The sequence below is a fragment of the Streptacidiphilus monticola genome (assembly GCF_042658505.1).
GTDB classification, from domain to species: Bacteria; Actinomycetota; Actinomycetes; order Streptomycetales; family Streptomycetaceae; genus Streptacidiphilus; species Streptacidiphilus monticola.
The window spans coordinates 1-541 of the sequence record NZ_JBHSQJ010000192.1 but is presented as its reverse complement, the minus strand read 5'-3'; the positions used below and the strand labels follow the sequence as shown (position 1 = coordinate 541).

At 70.8% G+C, this 541-nt stretch carries 1 protein-coding gene; it reads left to right on the top strand.

The annotated features are described in order from the left end of the window. Nucleotides 1-175: 175 nt before the first annotated feature. A complete protein-coding gene (locus tag ACFP3V_RS31265) occupies nucleotides 176-370 on the top strand; it encodes a hypothetical protein (RefSeq protein WP_380591045.1) in 195 nt (64 codons plus the stop codon). The last annotated feature ends 171 nt before the right edge of the window (nucleotides 371-541 follow it).

The following is a 541-nucleotide window of genomic DNA, read 5'->3' as shown; positions in this document are numbered from 1 at the left end:
GCAGGCCCAGGCCAACGAGGCCTCCGAAAAGATGGTCGTTCCCGTCGCCGCGCTGGTCATCCTCATGACCTGCTACATCGCCGTCCCCGCCATGCTCCACGTCATCGCCGCCTAACCCCCGTCCCCGACGACCCCCGCCGAACCTGACCAACCATCACCAGGGAGACCGCTCAGCATGCTTACGTTGCTCGCCACGATCGCCCGAGCCCGCATCGCCGGCCTCCGGGCCCGCCTCGCCGACGAGGACACCGACCGCGGGGCCCTGTCCATCGAGATGGCCATCCTCGTCGGCGCCCTCGTCGTCGTCGCCGCCGTCATCGTCGGCATCCTCATCGCCAAGGTCACCGCCAAGGGCAACGCCATCGGCTGACCTCACGTCAGCTCGCGTAGCCCCGGGATGGACACGCAAGAGACGGACGAGGGGGAAGCACACAGGTGAAGGCCCACCGACTGCACTGGAGCGGCACACGCCCGGCCCGCCACGCACGCAGCGACCAGCGGCCGCGCGGCGACCAGCGGCCGTGCGGCGACCAGCGGCCGT

Bases quoted from the DNA above. Each gene is read 5' to 3' on its own strand.
- ACFP3V_RS31265 (WP_380591045.1), top strand. From the start codon at position 176: ATGCTTACGTTGCTCGCCACGATCGCCCGAGCCCGCATCGCCGGCCTC.